Here is a 21,664-nt window from a genome sequence, read left to right on the forward strand (position 1 = left end):
TTAACAGCCTAGGCAATGATTTTATAACTTTATTTTGTAAATGTTTCCATAAAATCCATGAGAATAGGGAAGGTTAAAATGCCAAAACATTTGTTGCAGTATGACATATTGATTTCATGTACAACGGAAGTTTCTTATGAAATAGAAATTATCAAAGAATGTATCGAGCGATTTAATCGAACCATAGGTTCGGATAAAGGAATTATATTAAATTCAAAGCACTGGTCTACTAATTCCTATCCCGAATCAGGTGGCAAGCCTCAAGCTCTACTAAACAAGCAATTTGTACTTGAATGTGATTTGGCGGTAGGGGTATTTTGGACAAAATTCGGAACACCTACAGAAAATTACGGTTCGGGAACTGAAGAGGAAATTGAAGAGTTGTTGAAAATGGACAAACAAGTGTTTGTCTATTTTAGTGATGTAGCGAAACAACCATCCCAAGTAAACCGAAACCAGTACGAAAAGGTATTGCAATTTAGAGAGAAGTATCAAGACAGAGGGATTTACTGGACGTATTCAAGACAAGAAGAATTTCGAGACCTTCTTTTCAACCATCTCTCTATGCATTTTTTGAAAGTTACAAAAGATGATGAGAGCGTAATTAAACCTGAAAATGAAACCAGTTCTCTTTCCATTATTGGGGTAGCCAAAGATGAAGTTGCAGATAACCCGGTAGCCTATAAGAACAATTATCTCCAGTCTAAGTTCATGGAAGATATTATTAACAGTGCCAAGGAAATGGTGGAACAAATAAAAGGCATATCTATCCCTTACGTAGTGAAGAATGAACCCGCTGTGCTTGATTCTGTCGAAATAAATAACATTCAAAGCTATATGAATCAATTAAATATCCCAGGTATATCTATGGAAAATGTGACGTTACCTGAAGTGTATAAATCTACGATAATTAACTTTATGGAAAAGGAATCGTTGTCATGTGACGATGAGTTCTTCCATATCGGGGAATTAATGAGACAAAAAGTTGTTTTTAGTCTTCCTTTTGGTGGCGGAACACCTAATCTGAGCGGAACAGATGATGAACAGGAAAAATACAGGTTGATCCAAAAACTGTACTGGGAAATCAAAAAGTATAAAGAATTTGGAAGGTTCTTCGGTGTATTGGACAACAAGTATTTCGTTGACTTGGCATTGACCAACAGAGGTACAAAGTTTGACGAAGATGTTGATGTCAGATTGTACTTCCCTAAAGGAAGTCTTTGTTTGCCAAGTCAATTGCCTGAACCTGACGATGAGGTAATAGAAATGGGAGATTCATTCTTCGATCTTTTGTATACCAGTCGAAGGAGTCCTTTCATTTCCGATTATGATGATCGTCCGGTATCTCAAGTGTATTTCGGAGTTCCCTCGGTACTTAACTCCTATGAAGAGAATTTGAAGAGAAAGCGGAGTAAATATCGTTCAAAGTTTGATTCGATATTTTGTTATGATGTCCATGAGCGGGATAATATTGATGTGATTTCTTACAAGATAAATTACATTAAACATGGAACAGCGATATTCTTTCCGTCTAAGATTATCATGAACCACATCCCCAACAAAATCACTTTCGAAGTTTCATCCAAATATTCACCAAACCTGGTGAAGGGTGAACTCCATATCACCGTGCCAGAATAAACGTAATCAAACATGTAAATACGAACTGGAATTATGTTGTTGAGTTAACTGGGAACGATAGTTGATAAATAAACCATTGTTGAGCAGGCTGCGGAGTCTGCTCATTTTATTAAGCTAACGGGCAGTTTAATGCAACAAGAGCCCAACACTATGAAATACAACTGAAGGAATTTCAGGAAATATGAGGAATTCTATTTTTACCCCCTATGGGAGATATCAGTAAAGTGAGGGAGATACAATGAGTCAAACCGTAAATAAATTGGAAAAAGAAATAACAAAAAGAGTGCGGATGAAATACCTCTTACATTTGCCAGATCATTATGAACAAGAATCCTCAATTAATTGGCCTTTAATCTTATTTCTTCACGGGGCAGGTGAACGTGGAGATGATCTGGAGTTGGTAAAAGCACATGGAATTCCTATGATAGCAGAACGCGATCCTTCTTTTCCATTCATTACGATTTCCCCTCAATGCCCGGAGGATTCTTTTTGGAATGCTGAACAAGACGGATTGATGGCATTAGTAGATGAGGTTATTGCAAACTACAACGTAGATCCAGATCGGTTATACTTGACGGGGCTAAGCATGGGTGGTTATGGGACGTGGCACTTAGCAGCAGAATATCCAGGAAGGTTCGCGGCTATCGCTCCAATATGTGGTGGAGGTAACCCCAACCGGATACATGAACTAATAGGAACACCCACCTGGGCATTCCATGGCGCAAAGGATGATATAGTTCCTATTGCTGAATCAAAAGAAATGGTAGACTCACTTCGCGAAAACGGTGGAAATGTCTCTTTCACAATTTATCCTGAGTCGAATCACAACTCCTGGACAGAAACATACGATAATCCGGAATTATATAGCTGGTTTCTAGGTCATTCTTTAATGGTAAGGAAATGAAGTTGTTTTACACTAACGGGACACGATAGCACCATGAAAACAGGCTGCCGAGATCATCGGCAGCCTGTTCAGCTAACGGGCAGGAGAATTCAGAAGGAGATTGCTTAGTAAACCAAGAAATATATGTTAACAATCAATTTTATCTGGGGGGAAATAGGTGTCTGATTTAACACTGAAGCAATTGCAATCAATACTTAAAGAAAAGGATTATAAGCCTGAACTTAAGCAGGCATACTTTCTGAAATTGATCGAGGAAATAGGCGAATTAGCTGAGGTTTTAAGGAAAGGTAAGCGGCTAACTGATCAGAGCACGATAAAAGGAACCATTGAAGAAGAACTGTACGATGTACTCTACTATGTTACTTGCTTAGCTAATGTGTACGATATTGATTTAGAGAATTGTCATCAATTAAAAGAAGCGATTAATAAAGAAAAATACAGTTAAGGGATTAAGCTAACGGGACACTATAGTTTAGAATCAACCGCCTATATGAAGTGACCCCATAAAGTTAGACACGTTATTCCATTAGGCGATTTGTTGGGCATGAGTTCGGTACTGTACCGGACTCATGCCTTTTAGTTTCGCTTTAATTCGCTTGTTATTGTAATAATCGATGTATTTTGATAGCTCTTGTTTAAAATGCGCAATACTTTCAAATTCCATTAAATACAGCAATTCAGATTTCATGATGCCAAAGAAGTTTTCAATAACAGCGTTATCGTAGCAGTTAACTTTGCGGGACATACTTTGCTTGATACCACGTTCTTCGAGAGCATGACGATACTGTTTCATCTGATAGTGCCAGCGACGGAACGTGATCGGACCGCTCAAGCGCATGCTGACGAGCCAGGGCTACAGCGTCCATGATACGTCCTGACGATCAGCCGCGGGCTGGTGGCCAACTACTTTTTCCTGTTTGGCGGGAAGGACGAGCGCAGCCAGGACTTGAATCAAGGTATAACGCTGGCCGGCATGTTTTTTGACGAGGTGGCTTTGATGCCTCAATCGTTTGTCAATCAGGCCATGGCGCGCTGCTCTGTTGAAGGCCGGAAATATTGGTTCAACTGCAACCCGGCGAGCCCGTACCATTGGTTCAAAGTAGAATGGCTCGATTAGGCTATCGAGAAGCGTGAGCTGCATCTGCATTTCACGATGGATGATAACCTGTCGCTGTCCGAACAGATCAAAGACGGCTACCGCCGGCTGTTCAGCGGCGTATTCTATAAGCGGTATATTCTTGGCTTGTGGGTGCTGGCGGAGGGCGTTATATACGACAAGTTTGACAAAGACGAGCACGTTGTACCGACTGAGGAACGGCCATTCACCCAATATTATGTCAGTTGTGACTACGGTACTCAGAACCCGACTACATTTGGGCTATGGGGTCAAAGTCAGAGCATCTGGTACAAGGTCAAAGAATACCACTACGACGGCCGGGCGCGCAGCCGGCAGAAAACGGACGAGGAATACTGCGATAATCTCATAGAGTTTGTAGGCAAGCTGCCGGTTAAGGGAGTCATTATCGACCCTTCGGCAGCTTCTTTTATTGCAGCCATCAAGAAGCGCGGCATCCTGCGTGTTATCAAGGCGGCCAATGAGGTCGTAGACGGCAGTCGGGACGTCGCATCTGCCCTGGTGGAGGGGCTAATCAAATACAACGACTGCTGTAAAGAGATATGAAGCAGCGGAGAGGACGAAACGATTCCGGAGAAGCGGCAGCGGTAAAAGTTTTCCAAAGGAAAGCTCGCATCGAAAGCATATGCTCCTTTGTCCCCGAATTTTTCCCGTTAAAAAATAATTCAAATAATTCGGGGGCAAGAGCGATCGTAGGAACGATTCGTACGCGCAGCGTCTCACAACAGAGATATCTATATCATTTGTTATTTGCATGCAAGGGAATATAAATCTGGACAGAGTACTTTCCCCTGTTGTGAGTAAAAACTTAAGCAATTGTTAAGAACTTAGGAAGTATAGCGTTAAGAACTGTCCTGTATAGTAGGTTAAGCTGCTTCATTCTGAAGCGGACGACCTAGTTATACCGGAGGGAATAAGCTATGATGAATAAGTCTGATCTACAGAAGAAGCGAGAAAATATTCCTGAGCTGCAGTTGGTACGAGCATTCGCCATTCTAGGGGTGCTGTCTGTCCACTCCACTTCGTATGCATCCACAGCAATGACGGGATCCAACTACTTCTTCCTATACAATTTCATGAACATATTTATGAAATACGGGACGCCAACGTTTATTTTCTTGAGCAGCTTTGTACTGTTCTATAATTATTACGAACGGCCATTGACGAAAGAGCTGATTGGCGGATTTTTTAAGAAAAGAATGCTATTTATAATCATTCCTTACATCGTGTTCTCTGCACTTTATTTCGGACTGCTGCATATGCTCCACTATCAAGATCGCTCACTACAGGATACAGTTGAAAGCTTTATAGGCAAGTTGTTGACGGGAAAGGCTTATACACATCTATACTTTGTATTCATCAGCATTCAGTTCTATGTGTTATTTCCGATTATCTTATGGCTATTTAAAAAGGCTCCGCTGCTGACCCGATGGGCGATCCCAATCGGACTTGCCGTGCAATGGACTTTTGTTTTGCTAAATAAATACTACTGGCAAGTCCCGAATAAGGGGAGTTGGTCTCTATCTTACATGGCCTATTTCATGCTGGGCGCTTGCATCGGCATTTATTATCCGAAGCTTAAGGGCTGGCTGACCCTGAGCCTGGATAAGGCTACATGGTCTCGAATGATTGGCTGGATTGTTTTATGGACTTGTTGGGCTGCGGCCGGATTAACTCATGTATACTTGTATTACAACTATCGCTTGTACGGTGCCATGTACAATTCCACGTTATACGAGCTGATGTGGAACCTGCATACGTATTTAGGGGCGCTCACACTGCTTCAATTGGCCTTTGTCGTGTACCGGAAAGCACCCCGTGGACTTACTTCCACGCTGGAACGGCTTGGCGCGCTTTCGTTCGGTATTTATCTGATCCATCCGTTCTTTCTGCTTCTGTACAGGCAGTACCCGCCGCTAAGCGGTAGTCCGATTATTTCACATATTTGGTATGCAGGCGGGTTCATATTCGCGCTCTGCTGTTCCTGGATCGTTGTGGCACTTACGGTACGCTATGTTCCTTTCTCATGGATTCTTTTTGGCAATATTTCAAAAACCAAGAGAAGTCATACCCGTAGGGAGAAAAGCCTCATAACTATAGAAAACAGTAATTGATAGCAAGAATCGATTTTTCCACAAGGAGGAGCTATGGCTGGAATAACAATATTAATGGTGGATGATGAGACTGAAATCATTAAACTAATGGATATTTACGTAAAAAATGAAGGCTACACACTGCTCAGTGCATCCAATGGCCTTGAAGCGTTGGATATACTAAAAACGCATAAGGTTGATCTCATTATTCTGGACGTCATGATGCCACAAATGGACGGCATACAGGCATGCATGAAAATCCGTGAGGAGAATAATACACCGATTATTATGTTATCCGCCAAAAGCCAGGAAATCGATAAAATCTCCGGCCTGAGCATTGGAGCAGATGATTATGTAACCAAACCGTTCAGCCCGTTGGAACTGATTGCGCGTATAAAATCCCAGCTGCGCCGTTATAACCAGCTTAATACTAAGCCTGTTCAAGACGAGAATGAGATCCAGATCGACGATTTGACCATCAATATCGCATCTCATCGTGTAACCGTGGAGGGCAGAGAAATTAAACTGACCCCAAGAGAGTTTGCCCTGCTTCATATGCTGGCTGTTAACAGAGGGCTTGTTTTGAGCATGGACAAGATTTATGTCGAGGTATGGAATGAGCCATTTATGGAATCCAAAAATACGGTCATGGTTCATATTCGAAAGCTTCGTGAAAAAATCGAAAAGGATCCGCAGCGTCCGAATTACATAAAAACGGTATGGGGGATCGGATATAAGATTGAGTAAATGTCAAGCAGAGGTGAAGGCATATGAGAAATAAATTACTCCATACGGTCCGCTGGAAGCTCATCCTTCTGCTGTTGTCCAGCATCGCTATTACAGCTCTGTTCCTTCTTATTTTGTACTCACTGAGCACTTTTATCGTTGGAATAGAACCCATCAATTATCCGCTTCGCTTCGTCATAAATAATATCGGGTCTCTTCCGGTGATGATCACTATCGGCATTGTGGTGTTTTTTGTCAGCATTTATATGAACAGCAATCGTTTCGTGCGTAATCTGCAAGAGATTGAAACAGGTATGCAGGAGATTTCTAATGGGCGGTTTGACTATCAAATTAAGATCAAGTCTCATGACGAGATCGGTAAGGTGGCGGACAGCATTAACCATATGACGGAGCAGCTTAATTCTTATTTGGAGGAAATTACACACGGATTGCGGGAGATAGCGAAAGGTAATTTTAATATTGAAATACCGGTTGATCCGGGCAGTAAGCTCGGCGAGGTGGCAGACAGTATTAATCAGATGAGCAGACAGTTGAGCCATTCTATTCAGGAGGAGCGTAACGCGGAGAAAACGAAGAATGATCTTATAACCGGCGTTTCGCATGATCTCCGAACCCCGCTGACTTCCATACTCGGATTTCTGGAGGTCATTGAGGAAGACCGTTACCAGGACGAGGTGGAGCTGAGGTATTTTGTAAACATTGCTTATGAAAAATCACTGGCATTGAAAAAGCTGATCGATGATCTGTTTGAGTATACACGCATTAACAATGGGCTTCCTTTGGACATGAAAGAGCTTGATATGGTGGATTTTATCGGGCAGTTGATCGAGGAGTTTGTTCCAAGCTTCGAGAAGCAAGGGATAGAGTGTGTAATGAAGGTTGAGGGTGAATCGCTTAAAATTATGGCCGATGGTGAACGGCTAGTCCGGGCGTATGAGAATCTGATGACGAATGCGATGCGGTATGGACAAGAAGGCAAGGTTGTAGATGTAGTTGTCCGCAGAGACAAGGATCAAGTTGTCGTAAGTTTTAGCAATTATGGGGAGCCCATACCCGAGAGTGATATCCCTTTTATCTTTGACCGGTTTTACCGGGTGGAAAGCTCTCGTTCCAAGCAAACTGGCGGCACCGGACTCGGTCTTGCTATTACGAAGAGCATTATTGAAGTTCAGGGCGGGGAAATTACCGTGCGAAGCGACCGTCATAAGACGACCTTTGAGACACGTTTTTTCATAAATCGATCATAAAGTTGTTCGACAGGGTGAACTGTATTTGGAGACTTCGTCTATAACGACGAGGTCTTTTTCTTTTAATTAATTCCAGTTGATGGAACTAATGAGCCGGAAGAGACGTTTAATCAGTAAGCGGCTTATACCAGAAAGGATGGTTCTATTGAACAAGCAATATTCCTTCACCAAAATGCTGACTTATGGATGTATGACAGTGGTTAGCGTCTCTTTATTGTTTAGTCCGATCACACCATTGAAGCAGGCAACGGCAGAATCCGTTAGGAGTTCAACTGCCGCTCCTTCACAAATGTTCAAGGTGGGCGATAAAGTAACTCTGCAGAAAAATGCTGTTTATTTTCCAACTCAACTAACCAAGAACAGCAATCCGCGAAATCTTCAGGTTGAGTACTATGGCAAGAAGGGCGAGTCGTTTAAAGTGGATTTTGTGGACGGTGAGATGGTTGGCGTGAAGGATGACAGCCGCGGCAACTTGTGGATTCCTTCTTGGTACCTTACGAAGGACTCTGTTCATACCAAGAGCATCCCGCCTATGACAGTAACTATGAAATCCAAGCGGAATCTGTCCATGACACCGGGCAGTAATCTGAAGTGGAAGGATACGAAAAGTAACATCTCATATACCGCGGTTGCTCAGTGGAAGGATTGGTATGGGGTTCTTGTAAGCCCAGCCAAGTGGCAGCAGGATTATACGATTTACCGTCCGTCTGTGCTGTGGGTACAGGCAAAGGATATTGAATCTAAGAAGGCACTTCCAGAAGGGTTATGGAACAAGAATTCGAACATTTCGAGCGGTACTATACTGGAACTAGTAACATACATGCTAAAAGATGGGGATGATTCAGCATCTATACTTAAGCTGCTTGGCACACCGCAGGTGAAAGAAAAATCGGTTAATCTGCAGATGGAGGATAGAGGAGCGATGCAACTCGGCGAGACATGGAGATACGAGCGGGATGATGCGCAGTTTATTGTTACATTTTCCAAGTCAGGGAAGCTGAAGCAGACGGAGTGGATAATGCCTTCTATTGACACTTATCAAGACAGACTCAGCTCTGGAGACGATTATTACTTCACCTATGATTTTGTAACTTCTCCTCTTGCGCGTACCCTGAAAGCTGATCAAGTATGGAGAAATCAAGGGGATCTGAACTTTTCGTATTTGATTGGGGGAAATGATGATGTGCTGCTTCTTAAAGGCGACGACGGTGGATTTAGCGGATTTCACCATAATTCATCGCTTTATGCTTTGAACCGGAAGACCGGCAAAAAGCTGTGGCAGCAAAATGCGGGATTTGGTGGTTTTACGGCCAAAATGGATTCAGAGCAGAAACATGTAACAATGTATTCCGCTTATAATCCTGATATTAAAGATTATGAGGATCGTGTCCGTCACATTCGTTTGGAGGATGGCACAATCATGTGGGAGGTAAGGCTGAAGATGAGCGACGGCGCTTATGGCATGACAGCTGCTGATCGATCCATCATTGTGTATGAGCTCTGGGGGCCCAATTCGAAAAACGGAACACTGACTGTACTGGACAGCAAAACAGGGAATGTGCGCTGGAAAAAGACGCTTTCAGGGGAATACCGTATTTTGAATCAAGGGGTGGATGCCCCGTACGTACTCATTCAGCAAAACCAACAACTCAAAGCTTATGATCCGATGACAGGAAAAGCGGTCTGGAGCTTGAACGTAAAGGGGACACAGTTGGATGATCCGGCTAGAAACCCTTATTACACTGGGGGCGAACGGATTGAACCTTTGGCGCCTGCAGATTCCACTACAAGATGGGTATTGCTTGGGGAAGAGTGGTTGCTGCTCAACACTAAAACCGGCAAGTCTGAGGCTGTATATCCAGCGAAGTCGGATGAATTATTTGAAGTGCTGGATCAGCGTTACCTTCTGGTGCAGCGCGGTTTGAATAGTCGATTTAAAAGCATTGAGAGTGTGCTCTATGACACGGTGGAGAAGCGGGAATTGTGGACATTTAAGGGCAGAGCTACCAAGGGTGTAATTGAGGGGGATACGATCTATTTAGCTCTAAATGGCATCCCTACTGCAGTTCATAAAAAAACAGGCGAGGTGCAGTGGAAGATGCGGATGACATCTACCAACAATGAGGATCTATCGCATCTGGTCTACAGCAGCTTTGCGGTATTGGAACGTTATTTGCTCATTCAGTATGCTTCCGATCTTTTTGTGTTGAATAAAGAAGATGGTAGTCTGCTTGGAAGATTGCATGATGTTCATGCGGGAAGTGCCGAGCTTCGCGAGCAAGAGGCCAGAAACGGTGCGCTGAATGCGACCAACGAGGAGGTTTATGTCGGTACGGCCAACGGAGCATTTGTGCGTTATAATGCTAAGGCATTGGAACAAATGCTGGATCAGGTGGACTGAAAAGATCCGGGGTATGTGATGGGAAGGTTAACGAGAACAGTAAGATGCTTATTAGGTTGTTAAAGCTGCCGAGAAAGTCGGTGGCTTTTTTTTAACTTCGGAATTCAGTCCTCACGCTGGGTTTCTATTGTTCATGAACCTTACACCCTGTGCTTCTTCCGGCGTGCGGTGTAATGGTGAGGTGCAACATGTTGATGGTCATTCGTCTGCCGCCACGTTAACATACTATTCTTGCGGATACTTGAGGACTGACGTTCCACTATTTCTCCATTTCTGAGCTTTTGGGTGTATATGCGGACAGGAGATACGCTATTATCCGTTAACCCAATGATTTCAGGGGGTTTACGAGCAAATAACGGAACCTCAGTCCGCGAGTATCGCAATAAATAGCTGATTTTCATAAATAACGGATTCTCTGTCCGCCAGTGTGTGTTTGTGTGTACATTTTCTGTGCCTCTGCCTAGTGCCTGTATTAGTTGCAACGTGCACAGCTCCCAGCTCGCGATGCGGCGCTGCATGCTGGTGGTGTAACTCTACATAGCGGAGGTAGAAAATAAGAAGTAGTAAATTATCCTCCCTCTACGGCACCTCACACTATCCGTGACAATACAAGCCCACCGTAAGCAAAAGCTGCAAGAATGACCAGGGCGGGATGGATTTTGCGTATATTCATGGCCCAGAAGGCTACGGCAGCGATGCCTAGAGTCTGCATAGCGCCAACGGAGACGATAGAGCTTTTACCCATCTGCCAGGTCAGCGTGAGCATCATGATGGCAATGACAGGTTGCACGAGCAGGGTCATCCCTTTGACAACCGATGACGATCGGTACTTCTGAAGCAGCTTCAGAAGCAATATAAGAGCAACAGCTGACGGTACTACGGTTGCTATTAAAGCGGAAGCCATGCCGACCCAGCCGGATACGCCGTATCCAACAAATGCAGCGATTTTGGTGGCAATCGGTCCCGGCAGGGCATTCCCTAAGGCGAGCATGTTGGAGAACTCCAGATCGCTTAGCCAGCCGCGGCGGATAACAACCTCCTCATACATAAGCGGGATAGAAGCGGGGCCGCCTCCGTAACCAAGGACATTGGAGACAAAAAAACTGATGAACAGTTCAATCCATTCCATTACTCAGCCCCCTCCTTTTCCCGTCTTTCTTTCTTCATCTTACCTACGACTTTAAAATGCACCGCACCATACATAAGGAACAGGACAATGACGATGGCGGGATGGATTTGGATGGTCTCGAGCAGCGCGAATGACAATGCGAAAAAGCCGATGCCTGCGTATATACCGAGTCCCTTTACAGCTTTTTCACCAAATTCATAAGCCATTGTGCCGAGCATAACAGCAATAACGGGAGTAACGCCAGCGATCATGCCAGCTATAATTCTGGAGCTGCTCAAATATTGCACCGCCGATAGCAGGGCGATCATAGCGATACAGGTTGGAAGGATATGGGCTAAAATGGCCACAATGGCGCCCAGACTCTTTTTTTGCTGATAACCCAAATAGGCAGCCATCTTGGTTGCGATCGGTCCCGGCAGCGCATTGGCTAGTGCAAGTACCTCCCCGAATTCGTCGTTGCTTAGCCATTTATAACGTGTAACGGCCTCATGACGGATTAACGGGATGACCGAGGGACCTCCTCCATAACCGAGAATGCCTGTGCGAAACATCGCGATGGTAAGTTGTAAGTAAGTATTGCCGGTTTTACTCAAGGTAAGGATCCTTTCTCCGGTTTGGTCTGTGTTTACGTATGTAAGTATAAATATATAGAGGTTATCATATGTTTTCAACGAAATTGGTCAATGGCATTAATTCATATCTCCCTACAGAATGCTTTTTATCCGTGTCTTATGCCACTAATGTCAAAATTCCTGCATAAAAAAACAAAATAAAATTTTAAAAAACTATTGATATTCGAAATAAAATTTCAATATGATAAGGGTGCATCTTGATTATTGGCCTCATGAATTCACACAAACCTAAAAAGGAGGTGGGGAAATCTTCTCTGTTAGGCTGATCTAAAGAAGTTCAGCAGTGAAGCGGCACTCATTATATTATTTAGGGAGTGAATTAATGAATGTTAAGTAAACGAAAATCCAGGCGTAGCAGAACGGTTATATGCTGGACGATGGCGCTCCTCATGACGGTCAGTACGGCCCTATCGGGATGGGGGAGCATGGTTCCAGAAGTTTCAGCAGAGCCTTTGACTGAAATGACGATGGATATCCCAGGAGATTCATCTGCAGACATTTCAACAGAGACCCCAAGCGAGACCCCAAGCGAGACCCCGACAGATATTCCAGCAGATTCATCTGGGGAGGATTCAACAGATGTCACAACAGACATCCCAACAGAGACACAAGTTGATCCCTTGGCTTTGGATTCTGCCGAGCCGGCAGCAGTGAATCCCTCATCCGAGGTCATCGAGGAGTTTGAGAATCTTTCGTATATACAAGCCTCAGCTGTTCGGGCAACATCCGATCTGAGTCTGGTGAGCAGGCCAGAAACCATTTATTATGGCCATCACGCAGCCAAGTTATCTTACGATTTTACCGGTACGACTGGAACTTCCGCAGCATACATCAACTTTAAGGACCTAAGTGGCTTGGCTGGAAGAAGCATTCCAGGGAAACCGAAAAGCATGGGCATATGGGTGTATGGGGATGGCGGCAATCACTGGCTACGGGCACAGGTTCAAGGAGAAGATGGTGTAAAAACAGCTCTTGATCTCACCTCATCGACAGGATTAAGTTGGACTGGATGGAAATACATTACATTTAGTGTTCCTGCCTCAATACCCACTCCTTTGAAACTGACTCAAATTTACGTTACAGAACTAAAAGATACGAATAAAAACAGCGGTGCAATCTACTTTGACCGTCTGACGGCTATGTACAATGACTCCAAGGCATATGCCCTGGATATCACCGGATTGACCCCGATGCAGACGGGAGAATCCCAGCGAGCAGTCATTTATGCGACATATGCGAATATGACAGAGCCTGCTCTGGTGACAGAAGGAGTAAAGCTTAGCAGCAGCGATAAAAACATTGCGACAGTGACAGGGGCTACATACGATACCGTTGAGGCATTAGCGCCAGGCGAAGTTACGATTACGGCACAATATGGTGATGCATCCCCTGCAACGTTTAACTTAAAGGTAACTGACGAGGAGGTTGTTCCACAGAAATTAGAATTATCTGGACCGGTACATCTGGAAACCAGCGTCACTGGAAAAATGAAAGCGTATGCAATTTATGATGGTTATGAATACCCATTGCCGCTTGCTGACGGAGTAACCTACATCAACAGTCATCCAAATATCGTTAGTGTGAATGATGCAGGGCAGCTCACAGCGGTGTCCAAAGGCTCGGCTATTATCACGGTAGTCTACAAGGGAGTCTCGGCGGAACATTCCATCACGGTGGAGGATCCGGTGCCAGTACTGCAGAGTATTGAACTGCGTGGCTTGACGGCTGTAAATATCGGAGATTCCTTTGACACGATCGTTATGGCTACTTATACGTGGATAAATGAGCAGGTTGAATTGAATGAAGGTGTAGTGTACAGCAGCAGTAAACCGGAAGTCGCTTCTGTAGATGAGAACGGGAAGGTGACAGGATTGAAGGTCGGGGCATCCAGAATAACTGCCACATACGGCGGAAAAACAAGCTCCCTATATATCACGGTTAATCAATCAAAGGCCATGCCAAAGGCTGAGATGAGAGCGGCTTGGATTGCGACGGTGGAGAACATCGATTGGCCAGTAAAAGGTGCTGACCCGGCAGCTCAAAAGCAGCAGTATATCGATCTGCTCGATCAGCTGGAATCTGCAGGTATGAATGCAGTCATTATGCAGATCAAGCCGACGGCTGATGCCTTCTATCCGTCAAAGTACGGCCCCTGGTCGGCATGGCTTACAGGCGTGCAGGGTAAGGATCCGGGCTATAATCCGTTGGAATTTTTAATCGAGGAAACTCATAAACGGAACATGGAATTCCATGCGTGGTTCAATCCTTATCGTGTAAGTATGAATGAAAATATAAGCGAACTGGTCGAGGATCATCCGGCAAGACTGCACCCGGAATGGGTTGAAGCCTATGGCGGCAAACTCCTCTTTAACCCAGGTATCCCGGAGGCACAGAAGTTTATCCTGGACGGGGTCATGGAAGTTGTGGAGAATTACGATATTGATGCAGTCCATTTCGATGACTACTTCTATCCGTATCCTGTATCAGGTAAGGATTTTCCTGACGACGATACGTTTGCTGAGTACGGCATAGGATTCTCGAATAAGGAAGATTGGCGTAGAAATAATGTGAATCAGTTCGTGAAGGACGTCAGCGAAGCGATTAAAGCCGAGAAAGGTCATGTGAAGTTTGGCATCAGTCCATTCGGCATCTGGAAGAACAAAAGTGCCAATGCTCCAGATGGATCGGAAACGAATGGACTCAGCAGCTATGATGCTATTTATGCTGATTCCAAAAAGTGGATTGATGAAGAATGGATCGATTATATTACCCCTCAAATCTACTGGTATAGAGGCTACGCGCCAGCGGCCTACGATAAGCTAATTGAGTGGTGGAGCGACGTTACCGCAGGCAAGAACGTCCATTTGTACAGCGGTCAGGCCATTTACCGGGTTGGTTCGGTAGACAGCTGGCTTGATCCGGAGGAAATGCCAAACCAGATCAAGTACAACCGAAACTTTGAACAGGTTGATGGCAGCATGTACTTTAGCGCAAAATGGTTTGCGGAGAATCCTCTGGGATTTACAGACCGCCTCCGCGAAGATTTGTACCGTTACCCGGCCTTGGTTCCGACCATGCCATGGTTAGATAACAAAGCCCCGTCAGCACCAGTAGGTCTAACAGCGCATAATGACCAGAAGGGCGTAAAGCTAAATTGGAGATCCAAGGACGATGAAGCTTATTATGCGATTTACCGTTTCTTGGACAAAGAAACCATTGATATTCAGAATCCGGCAAAAATGTTGAAGACATTACGCAAACAGGAAGGCTCTGTCCAATCATTCGTTGATACAACGGTAGTTGAAAATAGTAAGTATACCTATGTCGTTACCGCTGTTGATCGACTTCACAACGAGAGTAAAGAGAGTGGACCTGCTACGGTTCATGTCAAAAAAGGCGGTACTCCTACGGATCCTAATCCGCCGGTGACACCACCAGTGACACCGCCCGTAACTTCGCCTGTAACGCATACTAAACCGGTCACACCACCGGTGACGCCACCTGTAACACCTACACCACCGGTTAAACCGCCAGTTGAACCAACCAAACCTCTGGCGTTCAAGGATACAGACCAAGTTGCTTCCTGGGCCAAGGAAGCGATTGAGGAATTAACGACAAGAGGCATAGTGAAGGGTTTTGGTGATAATACCTTTAAGCCGCTCAAGCCGGTCACACGTGCCGAGTTTTTGGCTATGCTGGTCCGTGCTTTTGAACTGACGGGAGGAAGTGTGCCTGCGTCCATGAAGGATGTTAAGCAATCTGACTGGTACTATGACATCATAACAGCCGCCATGAAGGCTGGTCTTGCTCAGGGAGTAGGCGGCGGGAAGTTTGAACCGAATCGTCCGATTACCCGTGAAGAGATGGCAATCATGAGTGCCAACGCCTTAAACCTGGTGAACAAAAAGACAGCTGACAAGGTAGAGGAGACTCTTTCGAAATTCAAAGACAAGGAGAAAATTGCTCCATACGCGAAGTCTGCCTTAGCCCTGCTTACCCAAGAGGGAATTATAAACGGAACAGGTAATGACCGCTTTACGCCAAAAGGTATCGCGAACCGTGCACAGGCAGCCGTGATTATCTGGAACCTGCTCAATGCCCAATAACGAATAACCGAAGTACGCTATGAAGAAAGAGCGTTAAGTCGATTAGAATCATAAAAATCAAAAGGTACCTGCGCTAAGCAGGTACCTTTTATTGTAGATTATGTCATAGAGGATTCGATTCGGAGGCAGATATTTCGGTATAGTGGGTTCCTTTCGGGTGGCGGAACCATTTCCATACCGCTTCAACAGCAGATTGCTCCAAGCTGTATATTTTGCCGTCATACTGGCTGGAGATAAGGCTCACCTCGAACGACCGAAGGTTATTCCGGCGCTGTCTTCGGGTACCTGATACCTTCAGGCTGATGACCTGTGGCCGGCGGATATATTGGGTGGTACGAGTGATCAATCGAGACCGTATCGTCAGCTGCTTGCCTCGAAGAGCGATGCCTGCGTCCTTGTGTGTTAGAATCGCCCACAGGATTGAGACCGGAAACAACAGGAGTGACCATAATCCTGGTGTCTTGAAATACCAGATGAGTCCTATGCACGCAGCCGTTGTAAGAAGAACTTCCAAACGCAGGTACAACCACAGCGCTCTCCGAGGAGGGACGGTATCCACGGTATCTGCGGTGTACTGCGGAACAATTCGTTCCAGCAGTGCCGCAATATCTTTCATCGGAATCAGTGGATGAAGCATAAGATTTTTATCTGATTCTGAAGTGAGAACGTGGAGCTTCACTTCGCCATAACCGAAGGGCTGACGCAGCAATCCTTCCTTCACGGATACAGCTTGTACCCGCTGAGGAGAGAAGAACATCTGCTTGCGTTCCAGCAGGCCGCATGTAACCGCGATCTGTTTTCCTACACGCTCCACCGTAAATCCAGCATACTTGATCGTATATAGCACGGCGGATAAGAGCCAGGCCAGGACGAGAGCAAGGGCAATGAGAGCCACCCATCCACCAGGAAGAAAATGTCCTGCCTCCTGAAATAGCTTGGCATACAAATTTTTAGGAAGGATGTCGTCTGCCAAGGAGAACACACCTGCAGCAAAGGCTAAAGCAAGCGATAAGTTGAGCGACGTGAGTGCCGCAAGCAACAGACGGCCTGCTGATAGCTGCAGAAGTACGGTCCGTTCTTCTGGAACATCCGAAGACTCCGGAATCATTGCAGAATGGGAAGACACAGCTGTATTGACTCCTTCGGCTTTCCCGGCACTGTTAATAGGGCTTGCGTCTCTGCTGATCTCATACTCTCTCCGTGTGCTCTCGGGCTTCTCTTCGTTTCCTGTGATCAGGGCAGCCGTGGAATTGCTGTTACTAGCACCGTCATTCGCTGCGGTTTCAATCACATCGTTATTCTGCCATGTGGCTGGATCCGGCAAAACGTTTGCTTTCCCTTCTATGTAACTCTCTTTGGTTCGGTCCTGAGCTGCTCCGGCCGCCGTACGCTCTCTAAGCCAGCGTTGAAGGCGTTCTGCTTCTGCGCCGGAGATAGCAGGAAGCTTGCCGCCATCATCGGTCTTACCCGGTGTATCTATTTTCACCTGTGTCAATCCGAGAATTCGCTGCAGCAGCGGCTGCTCCATGTTCATGGAGTGTATACGTCCGGTGTAAATAGAAAGCTCCTCTCGGAAGAATACACCGCGCCGAATGACGATTTTATTATCCTCCAGCACATATACCAAACGTCTCCATTGTAGCCAACCATAAATGATCAGTAGCAGAACAACTGCCGTGATACCGGCTGCAATCCAGTACCCCAGTGTGGACTTAAGTGACCCACCATTTATTATTTTTAAGCCAAACAAAATAATAAGAGGGATAAAAGACTTGATACTGCCGGCAAGCGGGAACAGGATGTACAGCTTGTGGAGGTGTTTTTCCACCGGTTCACTCATCGTGTTCCACCACTTTCGCAAGCTCTCCGATCTGTTGTTTCAGCCTTTCCGCTTCGTCCGATTCGAGAGCCATAATGACATGCGTCTTAGCGGCTGTTACGACCTTCACTTCAGCCAATCCGTATTTTCGCAGCAGCGGGCCTCTCTCCAGCTCGACATGCTGGACGCGTGTCATAGGTACGATGGTGTCTGTGAGCCATATCCAGCCGGAGCGGAGCTCAAGTTCTTCCTCGGACACTTTGAAGCCGAATGTCCGGTAGGACAGTACCGGAGTGACCCATGTGTACCATACGAGTGTGAATATAAACAGCCCCAACCCGATCCATCCCGGGATGAGTGTCCAATCTTTTGATTGGGCTATAATGATGTACGCGATAGACACCGCGATCAATACAGCATTACACAAAAATCCGGCAATACGTTCAGCCCTGATTGAATCGGGATGACAGCGACGCATGGAAGCAAGCCGATCATTCATTTGTATTTCCCCCTTATGTAACAAGCATTGATGTCTGTGTTTCTAGCAGTTTCCGACCTCAATTATGTTTCAATCTATTTTACCATGAATTCATAAATACCGACTGAAGGGTACTTTAATATTTGTTTAACACAATCCGTAAGTGTTTAGCTGGAATTAAGATATAATTGAACCATGTAGAGGATGAAAGGCTGGATTAACTTATGAAAATAGACCGCTTGCTGGCGATTACAGTACTGCTGCTCAATCGAGGCCGGGTCAGCGCAAAGGAACTGTCTGAACGGTTTGAGGTTTCCAGCAAAACCATTTACCGGGACATGGACACATTAAATCAAGCGGGAATTCCTATTGTTGCTCATCAGGGGATCTCTGGCGGCTTTGAGATTATGGAACAGTTCATGATCGACAGGCACTGGTTATCGATTGAAGAGATGAGCTCGCTCGTTACGGCTGTTAAAGGCATTAACTGTGCTCTGGACGATAAAGAGACGGATGCATTGCTGCAAAAAGTGAAAAGTCTCCTGCAGAAAGCACAGCGGGGTTACGCACAAGATAAACGAGAAGACAGACTGATCATGGATATGAACCCTTGGGGACAGCGGAACGGAATAAAAGAGACGATGCAGCTGCTTAAACAGGCTGTTGATGAGAGACGCAGAACTGCTATTGAATATATCTCTTCAGGCGGGAGAAGTCAGAACAGAATCATAGAGCCGGTCTCTTTGATTTTGAAAAGCTCAATCTGGTATGTACACGCCTATTGCACGTTACGTAAGGATTTCAGAGTCTTTCGATTATCCCGCATTCAGCATGCAGCGTTGACGGAGGAAAAGTTTGAGCCTCTTGAGGCTCCGGTAATAGAGCAATTTCAGTGGGATACGTCCTGGTCGGATACCCCCGAGGAATCCTTGGTGCTGACGTTTAGGAGTGAAGCAAGGCAACGGATAGCCGATGTATTCCATCCGGATGAGGTGACCATGCTGCCAGGTGGAGCCTTTCGGGTCGAGGTTGTTCTGAAGCCGGACGACTGGTTTTATGGTATGATTTTAAGCTTTGGAGACCTTGTGAAGGTGGAGAGTCCGGACTTTGTAGCTGAGGAAGTTGTGCGGCGGGCACAACAAATTATGGGGCGTTATTTGAACTAAGACAGACAGATGTCCACTTTTCCAGGTTAGAATGAGGTCATATTTGGATGGAAAAGAGGATGACAAATGAAAGTAGAACGTATAAGTAAGCCTGCAATACAGTTGATCGGGGTGGCCGCAAGAACGTCTAACCAGGCGGAAGCGGGACCTGAAGGGAAAATTCCAGGTCTTTGGGGAAACTTTTTTCAAACCGGGATCATGCAGCAGCCTGGAATAAAGCCGGATGAAATTTATGGATTATACACAGATTACGCCAGTGATGTGAACGGAGAATATACGGTCGTTCTTGGATGTGAAACTGCTGAAGGAGATGCATCCGGTTCTGGGGATAACTTTACGAAAGTTGATATTCCGGCATCAGACTATTTGGTGTTTACAACCAAACAGGGACCGATAGGGTCTGTGGTGATAGAAGCATGGCAGGAAATATGGACGTATTTTCAAAATAGTACTGAAACCAGAACATATACAGGGGACTTCGAGCTGTATGATGCGGTACAATTTGATCCTTCAAATGCGGTCGCGAAGATTTATATCGCTGTGTCCTAGAGTGAAGTAGAGCTATTATGATATTTCACTTAAAGGGAAAATTTTGAAGGACTATGTATTGGTGATGGAGAACTCTACATACACATACTTTATGAAATGGAGTGTATGTAATGGCTAGGAAAATCAGAAATACCCAAATGCCGTCAAAATATGAACTCCCGCCGGCAGAGAACACCAAGCTCAGACATAGGATTGTAGAGAAAGCAGTTGAGCTAGTGTTCATCGGGTTTATTATTTTCTGGCTGGTCACTTTAATAATAGCCATATGGAGAACAACGATTGTGATACTCAAGTTGAACGGAGTTATAGACGAATAATCAGTCAGGAAATTCGGGGGATCCCATAGGTCTAAGACCTTTTGGGACCCTCTTTTTTAATTGTTGTTGTACTTTAGATCTGACAACGCCTCGGTCAGCTGGGGATATTGGAATCGGAAGCCATGCTCTTCGGCTTTAACAGGGACCATGCGTTGACCTTTTAACAGGATCAGAGACAATTCACCAAGTACGCTTTGGAGCAGGAAGGCTGGAACAGGGAACCAGTGTGAACGGTGATAGACCTTGGCGACGGTTCGTCCAAACTCATTATTAGTAACGGGATGCGGTGACGCGGCGTTAACTGGACCTTTTACATCCGGATGATGAATACAGAAATCAATCAGGTTCACGATATCCATGATATGAATCCAGGACATCCACTGATGGCCGCTGCCGATTTTACCGCCGAAGCCAAGCTTGTAAGGGAGAATCATTTTCGGAAAAGCGCCACCCTCATTTCCCAGAACGACACTGATGCGCAGTTTAACAAGTCTGTCCACTTGGATATCATCTGCCGCATTTTCCCATCCAGCAACTACACTCGAAGGAAAGTCCATCACGCGTGACGGGCTGTTCTCATCAAAGGTTTTATCCTCTGATGTTCCGTATATGGCCATGGCAGATGCTTGTACAACGACAGGAGGTTTACGGTCCAGTTTACGCATCAGGTTGGCAACGGCCGCTACGGTCTTCTGGCGAGAGGAAAGAATTCGCTCTTTCCCTTTCGTGCTCCAACGCTGGCTGAGCGAAGAGCCTGCCAGGTTGATTAGTGCATCCATGCCTTCAAATAGCTGCGGATTCTGCTTCATATCATCCCAAGTCACATATGCGACCTGATCATCTCGTACCTGCTTCTCCGGCTGTGACCGTGTGACGATCATGATTTGATGACCTTCTTTTACCCAGCGCGTACATAACCCTTGACCGATAAACCCCGTACCTCCGCAAATGGCAATTTTCATAAATAACCTCCTTTACGAAATATCCATATATTCTCATCATAGAGGATGAGGGAGAGTCCAATCAAATTTGCACAAAATCTTATAAAGCGCGCTATTTAGACATTTTTTTAATTAATCAGGTTCAAAAGTCATGTAATGGGGCCCATTGTCCCGGCAATCTAGTGAAATATCTGGTAAGAAAGATGCTTTTAATAGAGAGGAGAGGTTCTTTATAGTAAGTAATGTAAACGCTTTAATAGTTGGAGTGGCGGCAATCGTTTTTCAATTAACACAGCTTTAACACAGTGAGGGGGTGGAGTTTACACGGTATCAGTATACTGTCCCAAGGTAACTAGTTGTTG

18 protein-coding genes and 1 pseudogene are annotated in these 21,664 nt (G+C 45.3%); 13 read left to right on the forward strand and 6 right to left on the reverse strand.

The genetic code is table 11. From position 1 onward, the window contains the following. The first annotated feature begins 78 nt into the window (after nt 1-78). The 3 genes from MNQ98_RS06175 to MNQ98_RS06185 all read left to right on the forward strand — a co-directional run bounded on the left by MNQ98_RS06175 (nt 79) and on the right by MNQ98_RS06185 (nt 2,987). Nucleotides 79-1,638 (forward strand): hypothetical protein, encoded by a 1,560-nt coding sequence (locus MNQ98_RS06175; RefSeq protein ID WP_241932403.1) that lies wholly within the window; start codon nt 79-81, stop codon nt 1,636-1,638. 238 nt (nt 1,639-1,876) lie between these two features. Then, on the forward strand, nt 1,877-2,542 hold the full coding sequence (locus tag MNQ98_RS06180; protein WP_241932404.1) for a carboxylesterase family protein: 666 nt from the start codon (nt 1,877-1,879) through the stop codon (nt 2,540-2,542). A gap of 157 nt (nt 2,543-2,699) precedes the next feature. Next, the gene (locus MNQ98_RS06185) at nt 2,700-2,987 is read left to right on the forward strand and encodes a MazG nucleotide pyrophosphohydrolase domain-containing protein (RefSeq protein WP_241932405.1); all 288 of its coding nucleotides are present in this window, start codon (nt 2,700-2,702) and stop codon (nt 2,985-2,987) included. A gap of 81 nt (nt 2,988-3,068) precedes the next feature. Here the strand turns inward: MNQ98_RS06185 and MNQ98_RS06190 are convergent. Then, nucleotides 3,069-3,347: pseudogene (locus tag MNQ98_RS06190) on the reverse strand (IS3 family transposase); the annotation flags it as partial. Between the two features lie 90 nt (nt 3,348-3,437). Between MNQ98_RS06190 and MNQ98_RS29675 the strand changes: the two are divergent. The 6 genes from MNQ98_RS29675 to MNQ98_RS06215 all read left to right on the forward strand — a co-directional run bounded on the left by MNQ98_RS29675 (nt 3,438) and on the right by MNQ98_RS06215 (nt 10,165). Beyond that, nucleotides 3,438-3,659, forward strand: coding sequence for a hypothetical protein (locus MNQ98_RS29675; protein ID WP_347272241.1), 222 nt, complete (start codon nt 3,438-3,440; stop codon nt 3,657-3,659). A 36-nt stretch (nt 3,660-3,695) separates the two neighbouring features. Then, nucleotides 3,696-4,223, forward strand: a complete 528-nt coding sequence (locus MNQ98_RS29680; protein WP_347272242.1) for a hypothetical protein — start codon at nt 3,696-3,698, stop codon at nt 4,221-4,223. Between the two features lie 377 nt (nt 4,224-4,600). After that, nucleotides 4,601-5,791, forward strand: coding sequence for an acyltransferase (locus MNQ98_RS06200; protein ID WP_241933859.1), 1,191 nt, complete (start codon nt 4,601-4,603; stop codon nt 5,789-5,791). 33 nt (nt 5,792-5,824) lie between these two features. Beyond that, a complete protein-coding gene (locus MNQ98_RS06205) occupies nt 5,825-6,517 on the forward strand; it encodes a response regulator transcription factor (RefSeq protein WP_241932406.1) in 693 nt (230 codons plus the stop codon). Nucleotides 6,518-6,540: 23 nt separating this feature from the next. Further along, nucleotides 6,541-7,764, forward strand: a complete 1,224-nt coding sequence (locus tag MNQ98_RS06210) for a sensor histidine kinase (protein WP_241932407.1) — start codon at nt 6,541-6,543, stop codon at nt 7,762-7,764. 145 nt (nt 7,765-7,909) lie between these two features. After that, nucleotides 7,910-10,165: an outer membrane protein assembly factor BamB family protein gene (locus MNQ98_RS06215; RefSeq protein ID WP_241932408.1), complete on the forward strand. Its 2,256-nt coding sequence runs from the start codon at nt 7,910-7,912 to the stop codon at nt 10,163-10,165. Nucleotides 10,166-10,754: 589 nt separating this feature from the next. Here MNQ98_RS06215 and chrA read toward each other — a convergent pair. Together chrA and chrB are read right to left on the reverse strand one after the other, a co-directional pair. Further along, on the reverse strand, nt 10,755-11,294 hold the full coding sequence (chrA, locus tag MNQ98_RS06220; protein WP_241932409.1) for a chromate efflux transporter ChrA: 540 nt from the start codon (nt 11,292-11,294) through the stop codon (nt 10,755-10,757). After that, nucleotides 11,294-11,887, reverse strand: a complete 594-nt coding sequence (gene chrB, locus MNQ98_RS06225; protein WP_277883730.1) for a chromate efflux transporter ChrB — start codon at nt 11,885-11,887, stop codon at nt 11,294-11,296. The genes chrA and chrB overlap by 1 nt, the downstream gene beginning before the upstream one ends. A 365-nt stretch (nt 11,888-12,252) precedes the next feature. On the opposite strand from chrB, the gene MNQ98_RS06230 reads away from it, so the two are divergent. Continuing rightward, a complete protein-coding gene (locus MNQ98_RS06230; protein ID WP_241932410.1) occupies nt 12,253-16,032 on the forward strand; it encodes a family 10 glycosylhydrolase in 3,780 nt (1,259 codons plus the stop codon). A 103-nt stretch (nt 16,033-16,135) separates the two neighbouring features. Here MNQ98_RS06230 and MNQ98_RS06235 read toward each other — a convergent pair whose 3' ends face one another. Together MNQ98_RS06235 and MNQ98_RS06240 are read right to left on the reverse strand one after the other, a co-directional pair. Beyond that, nucleotides 16,136-17,872: a PH domain-containing protein gene (locus MNQ98_RS06235; RefSeq protein ID WP_241932411.1), complete on the reverse strand. Its 1,737-nt coding sequence runs from the start codon at nt 17,870-17,872 to the stop codon at nt 16,136-16,138. Continuing rightward, a complete protein-coding gene (locus tag MNQ98_RS06240) occupies nt 17,865-18,350 on the reverse strand; it encodes a PH domain-containing protein (protein WP_241932412.1) in 486 nt (161 codons plus the stop codon). Before MNQ98_RS06240 ends, MNQ98_RS06235 begins: the two co-directional genes overlap by 8 nt. Nucleotides 18,351-18,553: 203 nt before the next feature. Here MNQ98_RS06240 and MNQ98_RS06245 point away from each other — a divergent pair, with 203 nt between their 5' ends. From MNQ98_RS06245 to MNQ98_RS06255, 3 genes are all read left to right on the forward strand, one after another. Then, entirely contained in the window at nt 18,554-19,495 is a 942-nt protein-coding gene (locus MNQ98_RS06245) for a helix-turn-helix transcriptional regulator (protein WP_241932413.1), read from the forward strand. Between the two features lie 66 nt (nt 19,496-19,561). Further along, on the forward strand, nt 19,562-20,044 hold the full coding sequence (locus MNQ98_RS06250) for a GyrI-like domain-containing protein (RefSeq protein WP_241932414.1): 483 nt from the start codon (nt 19,562-19,564) through the stop codon (nt 20,042-20,044). Between the two features lie 110 nt (nt 20,045-20,154). Further along, nucleotides 20,155-20,361: a hypothetical protein gene (locus MNQ98_RS06255; protein ID WP_241932415.1), complete on the forward strand. Its 207-nt coding sequence runs from the start codon at nt 20,155-20,157 to the stop codon at nt 20,359-20,361. A 56-nt stretch (nt 20,362-20,417) separates the two neighbouring features. Here the strand turns inward: MNQ98_RS06255 and MNQ98_RS06260 are convergent, their stop codons facing one another. After that, nucleotides 20,418-21,323: a TIGR01777 family oxidoreductase gene (locus tag MNQ98_RS06260; protein WP_241932416.1), complete on the reverse strand. Its 906-nt coding sequence runs from the start codon at nt 21,321-21,323 to the stop codon at nt 20,418-20,420. Between the last annotated feature and the right edge of the window lie 341 nt (nt 21,324-21,664).

Source organism: Paenibacillus sp. N3/727 (assembly GCF_022637315.1).
GTDB lineage: Bacteria > Bacillota > Bacilli > Paenibacillales > Paenibacillaceae > Paenibacillus_AQ > Paenibacillus_AQ uliginis.

Coding starts and splice junctions, on each gene's coding strand:
- MNQ98_RS06175 (WP_241932403.1), top strand. CDS start 79: ATGCCAAAACATTTGTTGCAGTATGACATATTGATTTCATGTACAACG.
- MNQ98_RS06180 (WP_241932404.1), top strand. CDS start 1,877: ATGAGTCAAACCGTAAATAAATTGGAAAAAGAAATAACAAAAAGAGTG.
- MNQ98_RS29680 (WP_347272242.1), top strand. CDS start 3,696: ATGGATGATAACCTGTCGCTGTCCGAACAGATCAAAGACGGCTACCGC.
- MNQ98_RS06200 (WP_241933859.1), top strand. CDS start 4,601: ATGAATAAGTCTGATCTACAGAAGAAGCGAGAAAATATTCCTGAGCTG.
- MNQ98_RS06205 (WP_241932406.1), top strand. CDS start 5,825: ATGGCTGGAATAACAATATTAATGGTGGATGATGAGACTGAAATCATT.
- MNQ98_RS06210 (WP_241932407.1), top strand. CDS start 6,541: ATGAGAAATAAATTACTCCATACGGTCCGCTGGAAGCTCATCCTTCTG.
- chrA (WP_241932409.1), bottom strand. CDS start 11,294: ATGGAATGGATTGAACTGTTCATCAGTTTTTTTGTCTCCAATGTCCTT.
- MNQ98_RS06230 (WP_241932410.1), top strand. CDS start 12,253: ATGTTAAGTAAACGAAAATCCAGGCGTAGCAGAACGGTTATATGCTGG.
- MNQ98_RS06235 (WP_241932411.1), bottom strand. CDS start 17,872: ATGAGTGAACCGGTGGAAAAACACCTCCACAAGCTGTACATCCTGTTC.
- MNQ98_RS06240 (WP_241932412.1), bottom strand. CDS start 18,350: ATGAATGATCGGCTTGCTTCCATGCGTCGCTGTCATCCCGATTCAATC.
- MNQ98_RS06245 (WP_241932413.1), top strand. CDS start 18,554: ATGAAAATAGACCGCTTGCTGGCGATTACAGTACTGCTGCTCAATCGA.
- MNQ98_RS06250 (WP_241932414.1), top strand. CDS start 19,562: ATGAAAGTAGAACGTATAAGTAAGCCTGCAATACAGTTGATCGGGGTG.
- MNQ98_RS06255 (WP_241932415.1), top strand. CDS start 20,155: ATGGCTAGGAAAATCAGAAATACCCAAATGCCGTCAAAATATGAACTC.
- MNQ98_RS06260 (WP_241932416.1), bottom strand. CDS start 21,323: ATGAAAATTGCCATTTGCGGAGGTACGGGGTTTATCGGTCAAGGGTTA.